Below are 8369 nucleotides of genomic sequence, written 5' to 3' on the forward strand. Positions count from 1 at the left end.
CATCCATGACCTCCCAAAGAAGTTTCAAAATCTCCTTGTCCGTCGTTTTGTGGTCAATATCAAATTCGATCAGGCGAGGGTTCTGCCGATCAAAGTCGAGATTCGTGACATCGATTACATGAGGTTGTGTCCTCGGGATCATGGAGCTTCTCTCCGTTTATCGTTTGCGCTGACGGTGAAAGCGCGCAAAACGGGACGCAGGTGGGCGCGATTTTGCGCGTTGTCCCGGCTCCGGGGAATTGGATTGACTACCCGGGCGTTTCTGGCCCAAAAGACGGTCAATCTCGCCATTGATGGCGTGCCGATGGGCTTGCGCCTCTTCCAGATCGGGAAAATTGCCCGGAAACCGGAAGTGCAACCAGCAATAAAGATCCACAATGCGAATGGTCGTCTCCAGAATGACCAGTCGCTGAAAACGGTTCATGTGGGTGGGAAGAATTTCGTCCAGATGCAGGGAACGGTGGTGCGCCACGGTGGCCACCATGATCGTGAAAGCGGCCATGGCCTCGTGGGACCGGACCGGCACCGGGGCCGATGAAAAGATGAAGCGGGTCGGCAGATCCAGATTGCCATGGCCATCGGCAATGCGGGCCAGAATGGTCTGGTCTTCCAGGTCGGCAAGCTGATAGGTGCGCGGATCGGGCTTGACCGACTTCAGGAACAGGGCCAGCAGCCGCGCCAGTTTGGGATTTTTTTCGTCGCGCAGGGTGGCCATGGCCAAAACATGGTCGAGGTTCGGGGCCAGATGCGCCCGCCGCACGGGCAGCGGTTTGGCATGGTAGGCCGTGCGGATATGCTCCATGGAAATGCGAAAAGTGCCCACGAAACCAATCTCGTTCTGCCCGAAACGACCGGCCCGCCCGGCAATCTGCCGCACCTCCAGCGGGGTCAAGGGATGTTCCTGGCGGTCGATGAATTTGCGGTCCTCACAAAAAAGCAGGGTCCTGATGGGCAGATTCAGGCCCATGCCAATGGCATCGGTGGCGGCCAGAAACGGGGCCTCGCCACTGGCAAACAGACGGGCCTGATTGCGGCGGATTTCCGGGGGCAGGGCACCATAGATGACCGCCACCCGCTGCCCGGTCCGCTCTTCGAGTTCCCGCTTCAACCCCAATACGGCCGTCCGGGAAAAGGCCACCATGGCCGTACCAGGCTTGAGCGCGTCATGATCGCGGACCGGATGCGACAACAGGCGCAACGGTGCCAGACGTTCAAGATGAACCACCTCCGGTATTTCACCGGTCAGTTTCAACAGTTTCTCCAAAACCGGCAGGGATTCCGGTGCCCCCACGACGCAGACCTCCCCGGCCTGGACACCGAGAACGGCCTGGGTCCAGGCCCAGCCCCGATCCGCATCCCCGAGCATTTGCGCCTCGTCTATGACGCACAGGGCGTACTGCTCGTGCAGGGAGAGCATTTCAATGGTACTGGCCGTGTGTTTGGCTCCGGGTACCGGCAGGCGTTCTTCGCCGGTGATCAGGTTGCAGGGAATGCCCCATTCGTTGAGGGTTTGCGCCACCTCCTGGGCCAGCAGACGCAAAGGTGCCAGGTAGATACCGTTCTCAGCCGCCGCCAGCAATTGCAAGGCCTGATAGGTCTTGCCCGAATTGGTCGGCCCCAGAAAAAAAGTGAATTTCCGCTCCCGTCGCCGGGCCGGAAAGAGCAGATGAAATTCCCGAATCCGGGTGGCGGCCTCCACCTCCCGTTCAAAACGGGTCTCTTCGTAGGTTTTGTAAAACTGGGCGTAATATTTCCAATAGGGCAGAAGATGGAACGGTTCGGCAGCCTGGCGCTCCCGTTCTGTCAGACGTCGGTCGATCAGGGTGGCAAGTTCGCCATCTTCGGGATTTTCCGCCGCAATGATCGCCTGAAACCGTCGTTGCCGGAACAACTCCATGGCCCGATCAAAGGAAGTAAAATCGGGCTGGGGAACCTCGATCCCCAACAATCTGGCCGTCTCGCTCAGGGAACGACCCCGTTCCTGGAGTTCTGCCAGACGGGTCAGGATTCCCCGTAACGCCTCTTCGGCTTCCGGGGGTTGGGCCTGGGGGAGATCCTGGTTTTCCCAGGTCGAAAGGGCCTGCAACAGGAGTTGCAACTGACGCCCCAGATCGACACAATGGGCTTGAATCCGTTCCTTCTGGGTCAGGAGATACTCCTGTTCGGTCAGGGTCTGGCTCAGGGCGAACAGGCGTTGAATGCCTTCCTCCTGCACGCTTTCCCGCGCCGGAATTTCCTGATCCCGGACCCGTCGCCCCTGTTTTTTCCAGGATTTGCGGGTCCGGAGGGGTTCCACATCCCGGGCATGCCAGCACACGGTTCCATCCGGGCGCGGCACGGGTTCCGCCCCGGGCCGGAGGCGCTGAAACGCTCCCAGATCGGCCTCGACCACAAAATCTTTCTGCGTTTGCCCCTGCCCTGTATCAACCGCTTCCGCACCAGGCACCAACCGCCTTAAAACAGCAAACGGGTTTGGGGCCGGGTCCCGGGATCCAGCAACCGGGGTCTCCGGTCCGATCATGACCGGCATCTCCGGTTGCCTCGTGACCTGCGTTTCCGGTTTCGGCGTGACCGGGGTCTCGGATTCCTGCGAGACCGGGGTCTCAGGTTCCGGCGTGACTGGTGTCTCTGGTTTCATCGTGGCCGACGTTTCTGGTTCCATCGTGGCTGCTGTCTCTGGGTACATCAAAATCGGAGCTTCCGGGTTGACGGGGAAGATTGTTTTCGGGTCAATCGTCATCTGCGGAATAACAATCCAGTAAATGGCATCAGATCATAAGAGCGGTCCGGTACACCCTAGCACTGTGTATTCTCAAATGTGAGCAGTCATTATGGCACCAGGTCGGCCATTGTCACCTGGAAACAGGGTGCCGGAACATGGACCTTACAATAGCCGCGTTGACCGTATGGCAGCGAGACGGACGTTTTCACGTGAAACATGTGCCGTAAGGACATTTCTTGCCATTTGCACGACGCTCCAGGCGATCATACCTTGACCCGGAGAGAGTCGGGAAACGAAAATCCCCCCTGACCTGTTTGCAGGCTACCATAAGTGCGGTTGCAACACACTTGTTCAGGCACCATCGGAGAGTGACACCATCATGCGTATCGGCATCGACCTGGGCGGAACCAAAATCGAAATCATTGTCCTGGACCGGCAGGGAGCAACCCTCGCCCGCCGCCGGGTACCCACACCCCAAGGGGATTATGAAGGAACCGTGCGGGCCATGGTGGAACTGGTCCGGGGTGTCGAATCCGAACTGGGCGTCAAAGAGGGAGAAGGTCCGCCCGTCGGGGTGGGATCGCCCGGGGCCATCTCCCCCGGGGCCGGTTTCATGAAATGTTCCAATTCGGTCGCCCTGATCGGCAAACCCCTGGAAAAAGATTTGCGTCAAGGTTTGGGACGGCCTGTCCGCCTGGCCAACGATGCGGATTGTTTTGCCCTCTCCGAGGCCGTCGATGGTTCCGGAGCCGGCTATCGCTCCGTCTTTGGGGTGATCCTGGGCACCGGGGCCGGCAGCGGTCTCGTGGTGGCCGGGCGACCCGTGCAAGGCCCCAACGGCGTGGCCGGCGAGTGGGGCCATACCTGCCTTCCCTGGATGCGGGAAGGGGAATGGCCCGGTCCGGATTGTTATTGCGGAAAAAAAGGGTGTGTCGAAACCTTTGTCTCCGGTACCGGCATGGCCCGACTCTGGAACATGCGCACCGGGGAACAACTCACATCCCGCGACATTGCCGCCCGGGCCGAGCAAGGCAACCTGGACGCCAAAATCCACCTGGAACTCTACGAGGATCGTCTGGCCCGTGCCCTGGCCATGGTGATCAACATTTTCGATCCCTATTGCATCGTCCTGGGCGGCGGAGTTTCCAATCTCGAACGCCTCTACCAGAATGTACCTGGTCTGCTCGCCAAATATGTCTACGCCGGAGAGTCGATCACGCCCATCGTCAAGGCCAAACATGGCGATTCAAGCGGCGTGCGGGGTGCCGCCTGGCTCTGGCCCCTGGAAGGAGACCCGGCTCACTGGCGCAATGAATAGGGGGTTTTCATGTGACGGCACGGGTATTCCGGCCTTTTCCGCGAGTGAAAGGTTTTCTTCATGAAAATCATCGTCCTGGGTAGTGGTACAGGCATCCCCGCCGTGGAACGGAATGCCCCTGGATACTTTCTGCAAACAAAATCCGGGCTGGCCTGCCTCGTGGATTGTGGCAGTGGCGTGTTGCGGCAACTGGTGCGGGTCGGCATGGCCCCCGGCGACCTGGATGTCGTCTGCATCACCCATACCCACCCCGATCATGTGACCGATCTGACGGCCCTGATCCACGCCCTGCGCCTGCCGGGATTGAACCGGTGCAAACCGCTGTTGCTCTTTGGTCCACCTGGATTCCGGGATTTTTTTCAACACATCGTCCTGCCAGTCTCTGGAGCGCCCAAGGGTTTTACTCTGGAGATCCAGGAAGCCACACCCCGGCACACCGTGGCAGACCTGACCATCCAGACCGCACCAACCCGCCACGCCGATCGGCTCGCCAGTTGCGCCTATCGTCTGACAGCGGATGGCAAATCGGTCGTTTTTTCCGGGGATTGCGATCAAGACCCCGCCTTGGTCATCCTGGCCCGCAACGCCGATCTGCTCGTATTGGATTGTTCCACTTTGGCCGCCGGCAAATTCAAGGGGCACCTCTCGGCCATGGAGTGCGGCCAGGTGGCTGCCGAGGCCGCTGTGCGGGAGCTGCTGTTGACCCATTTTTACCCCATTTCCGGGCCTGAAGAACAACGCCTGGATGAAGCCCGAAAGGGCTATTCCGGTCCGGTGCGTCTGGCCGAGGATTTTCTGGAAATATCCCTCTCTTGAGCAATCGCGGTAAAAAAATCCTGGCAGGCTATTGACAGGCTGGTGTGGCGTTCCCATATTCCAGGTCACTTGATCCGGCAACGACTGAATTGGACCGGATATCCCAAAGACATTCTGGTCCACTCTTCTTCATACCCAGATTTGGAGGTAACTCATGAAAGTCAAGTTTCAGCCCTTGAATGACCGTGTCCTGGTCAAACGCAGCGGAGAAGAGGAAAAAACCCCCTCCGGCATCATCATTCCCGATTCGGCCAAGGAAAAACCCCTGCAAGGGGAGGTCATCGCCGCCGGCAAGGGAGTCCTGCTCGACAATGGCAAACTTCGCGCCCTGGAAGTCAAGGCGGGTGATCGGATACTGTTCGGCAAATATTCCGGAACCGAAGTGAAGATCGATGGCGAGGAACTCCTGATTTTGCGGGAAAGCGATATCCTCGGTATTCTGGAAAAATGAGAGCTGTCCGCAGCCCGTGACACGCGCTTCGATTATGCTGACATGAGAAAGGAGTGATAGAGAAAATGGCCGCAAAAGAGATCATGTTCGGTGAAGTTGCCCGCAGTCGGATGTTGAACGGGGTCAATACCCTGGCCAATGCCGTCAAGGTGACTTTGGGTCCCAAGGGACGGAATGTCGTCCTGGACAAATCCTGGGGCTCGCCCCGGGTGACCAAGGACGGTGTCTCCGTCGCCAAGGAGATCGAACTGGAAGGCAAGTTCGAAAACATGGGTGCCCAGATGGTCAAGGAAGTGGCCTCCAAAACTTCCGATCAGGCCGGTGATGGCACCACCACGGCCACCGTGCTGGCCCAGGCCATCATTCGCGAAGGTTTGAAAGCCGTGGCCGCCGGCATGAACCCCATGGATCTGCGCCGGGGTATCGATGCCGCCGTGGTCAAGATTGTGGATTCCCTGAAAGGTCTCTCCCGGAAAGTGACCAATTCCGCCGAAATCGCCCAGGTTGGCTCCATCTCCGCCAACAACGACACCGTCATCGGCAAAATGATCGCCGATGCCATGGACAAGGTTGGCAAGGAAGGGGTGATCACCGTCGAAGAGGCCAAGGGTCTCGAAACGACCCTGGATGTTGTGGAGGGGATGCAGTTCGACCGCGGTTACCTCTCCCCCTACTTCGTCACCAACTCGGAAAAGATGCAGGCCGTCCTGGAAGATCCCTATATCCTGCTGGTGGAAAAAAAGATTTCCAGCCTGCAACAAATCCTGCCGGTCCTGGAAAGCGTCGTGCAATCCTCCCGTCCCCTGTTGATCATCGCCGAGGATGTGGAAGGGGAGGCTCTCGCAACCCTGGTCGTCAACAAACTGCGCGGCGGCCTGAAAGTGTGCGCCGTCAAGGCACCCGGTTTTGGTGACCGGCGCAAAGCGATGCTGGAAGACATTGCCATCCTGACAGGGGGCACCGTGGCCTCCGAGGATTTGGGTGTCAAACTGGAAAACGTCACCCTCGACATGTTGGGCAGGGCCAAACGCATCACCGTGGACAAGGAAAACACCACCATCGTCGATGGAACCGGTGCCGCCCAGGACATCAAAGGCCGCATTGCCCAGATCCGCGCCCAGATCGAGGAAACCACGTCCGATTATGACCGGGAAAAGTTGCAGGAGCGTCTGGCCAAACTGGCCGGAGGCGTCGCCGTGATCAAGATTGGCGGTGCGACCGAAACCGAGGTCAAAGAGCGCAAGGATCTGGTAGACGATGCCCTGCATGCCACCCGGGCAGCCGTCGAAGAAGGGATTGTTCCTGGCGGTGGCGTGGCCTTGTTGCGGACCAGAAATGCCCTCGACAACCTCGCCGGCAACAACGAAGACCAGAAGGCCGGCATCCGGATCGTGCGGCGGGCCATTGAAGAGCCGTTGCGGATCATTGTCGAAAACGCCGGTCACGAAGGGTCGGTGGTCGTGGCCAAGGTCCTTGAAAACAGCAATGCCAACTTCGGCTTCGATGCCGCAGCGGAAGAGTATACCGATCTGGTCAGCCGGGGCGTCATCGATCCCACCAAGGTGGTGCGGTGTGCCTTGCAGGCGGCTGCCTCGGCTGCCGGCCTGATGATCACCACCGAAGCCACAGTCAGCGAACTGCCCAAGAAGGATGCCCATACCCCTGCCATGCCCGGTGGCGGCGACATGGACATGTAATGTCAACCGGTCGTCGGGCGGTGTTGTCCCGACCGGGTTGATCTCCCTTGCCTGCACCGGCAGCCTGTTGCACAATGGCTGCCGGTTTTTTTTCCGTTGGAGGCCCCGCCCGTGGATACCGAATCCAGAACAATCTGTCGTTACATCAGAGTGCATGGCCGGGTGCAGGGTGTCGGCTTCCGGGAATCAACCCGCGAAGAAGCCGATCTTCTCGGTATCACCGGTTGGGTGCGCAACGATGCGGACGGCACGGTGGAGGCCTTGTTGTGCGGCACCCCGGGTCTTGTTGAAACCATGGTCGCCTGGTGCAAGAAAGGCCCGCCCATGGCCCGGGTTTTGCGCCTGGATATCCAGGATCATCCCCTCCCCGATCCGCTTCCAACCCGGTTTGCAGTCCGGTGGTAGCTCGCCATCCCGGTAACGCTACTGAGTCACCCGCTCAATTTTCTGCACAATTTCCTGCACAATTTCCTGCCCACTCGGCATGTGCCTGACGTTCCAGCGGATGAGCCTTAATCCGGCCTCAATAAATATTTGATCCCTCATCAGATCCTTTTCTTCGTCATGGGAAGAGTCGTCCAGCTCGATGGCGGCAATAATCCGAAAACTTTTATCGCACACCAGAAAATCCACTGTTTTTTGGCGGATGGTCATGAATCTTTTTTTGTTTTGAAAACTGTTCCCATCTTTTGTGTAAAGAAACCGATCAAAACCAACCTGGGCCAGAATGATTTTGTCCGGAAGGGCTGATGCCAACTTGAAATATAAAACCTGCTCCGGATTTGTCAAAGGCCTTTTTGGATAAATTTTCGATGGATTGTATTCTTCGTTTAAATTATAATCGTTATCGGCGCTATCGGTGTTATCGGTGTTATCGGTGTTATCGGTGTTATGGGCATTGTCATTAGAGTCGTTGGAATTGTGCCTGAACAAGATTGACCATAAATGATTGATACCATCAAGAATAGAATATGATCTTTTTTTGTATCTTGTTTGTTTATTTCTTCTGTATTCCGCCCATTCATATTTTCTATTTATCTTACTTTTTATTATTTTTATTAATACGACCACAATCACCGCAAATATTGCATACGCAATGAGGTACACGCTTAACATGTTGAAAATATTTATGGCATTTACAATACCTGGATTGGATGAAGCCATAAAAATACTCCCAAATTGTTTTGATTTATAAGGATATATTCATTAACTCTTGGAAAAAAATCAGGAAAAAAGATTCTATTGGGGCTTGGAGGCTGTCTATTAACCCTCGGAAAAAAAATCGGAAAAGAAGATTTTATTGGGGCTCTGCCCCAAACCCCGCCAAGAGGAAGGGCACAGCCCTTCCTCCTGGACCTCCATCCC

7 protein-coding genes are annotated in these 8369 nt (G+C 57.1%); 5 read left to right on the forward strand and 2 right to left on the reverse strand.

What is annotated here, in order from left to right; genetic code table 11:
* Positions 1-157: 157 nt before the first annotated feature.
* Positions 158-2662 carry a hypothetical protein gene (locus tag HQL65_19330; GenBank protein MBF0138389.1) on the reverse strand — a complete coding sequence of 835 codons (2505 nt, stop codon included), beginning with the start codon at positions 2660-2662 and terminating at the stop codon, positions 158-160.
* A gap of 439 nt (positions 2663-3101) precedes the next feature.
* On the opposite strand from HQL65_19330, the gene HQL65_19335 reads away from it, so the two are divergent.
* From HQL65_19335 to HQL65_19355, 5 genes are all read left to right on the forward strand, one after another.
* Entirely contained in the window at positions 3102-4040 is a 939-nt protein-coding gene (locus tag HQL65_19335; GenBank protein MBF0138390.1) for an ROK family protein, read from the forward strand.
* A gap of 60 nt (positions 4041-4100) precedes the next feature.
* Positions 4101-4856 carry an MBL fold metallo-hydrolase gene (locus HQL65_19340; protein MBF0138391.1) on the forward strand — a complete coding sequence of 252 codons (756 nt, stop codon included), beginning with the start codon at positions 4101-4103 and terminating at the stop codon, positions 4854-4856.
* 154 nt (positions 4857-5010) lie between these two features.
* Positions 5011-5307: a co-chaperone GroES gene (groES, locus tag HQL65_19345; protein ID MBF0138392.1), complete on the forward strand. Its 297-nt coding sequence runs from the start codon at positions 5011-5013 to the stop codon at positions 5305-5307.
* Between the two features lie 65 nt (positions 5308-5372).
* Positions 5373-7004, forward strand: coding sequence for a chaperonin GroEL (groL, locus tag HQL65_19350; protein MBF0138393.1), 1632 nt, complete (start codon positions 5373-5375; stop codon positions 7002-7004).
* Positions 7005-7115: 111 nt separating this feature from the next.
* Complete coding sequence (locus HQL65_19355; GenBank protein ID MBF0138394.1) at positions 7116-7409, forward strand: acylphosphatase; 294 nt, start codon at positions 7116-7118, stop codon at positions 7407-7409.
* Between the two features lie 18 nt (positions 7410-7427).
* Here the strand turns inward: HQL65_19355 and HQL65_19360 are convergent, their stop codons facing one another.
* Positions 7428-8168: a DUF2726 domain-containing protein gene (locus tag HQL65_19360; protein MBF0138395.1), complete on the reverse strand. Its 741-nt coding sequence runs from the start codon at positions 8166-8168 to the stop codon at positions 7428-7430.
* Between the last annotated feature and the right edge of the window lie 201 nt (positions 8169-8369).

This window comes from Magnetococcales bacterium (genome assembly GCA_015228935.1).
In the GTDB taxonomy this organism is placed as follows: domain Bacteria; phylum Pseudomonadota; class Magnetococcia; order Magnetococcales; family DC0425bin3; genus HA3dbin3.

Bases quoted from the DNA above. Each gene is read 5' to 3' on its own strand.
- HQL65_19330 (MBF0138389.1), bottom strand. From the start codon at position 2,662: ATGGAACCAGAAACGTCGGCCACGATGAAACCAGAGACACCAGTCACG.
- groL (MBF0138393.1), top strand. From the start codon at position 5,373: ATGGCCGCAAAAGAGATCATGTTCGGTGAAGTTGCCCGCAGTCGGATG.
- HQL65_19360 (MBF0138395.1), bottom strand. From the start codon at position 8,168: ATGGCTTCATCCAATCCAGGTATTGTAAATGCCATAAATATTTTCAAC.
- HQL65_19335 (MBF0138390.1), top strand. From the start codon at position 3,102: ATGCGTATCGGCATCGACCTGGGCGGAACCAAAATCGAAATCATTGTC.
- groES (MBF0138392.1), top strand. From the start codon at position 5,011: ATGAAAGTCAAGTTTCAGCCCTTGAATGACCGTGTCCTGGTCAAACGC.
- HQL65_19340 (MBF0138391.1), top strand. From the start codon at position 4,101: ATGAAAATCATCGTCCTGGGTAGTGGTACAGGCATCCCCGCCGTGGAA.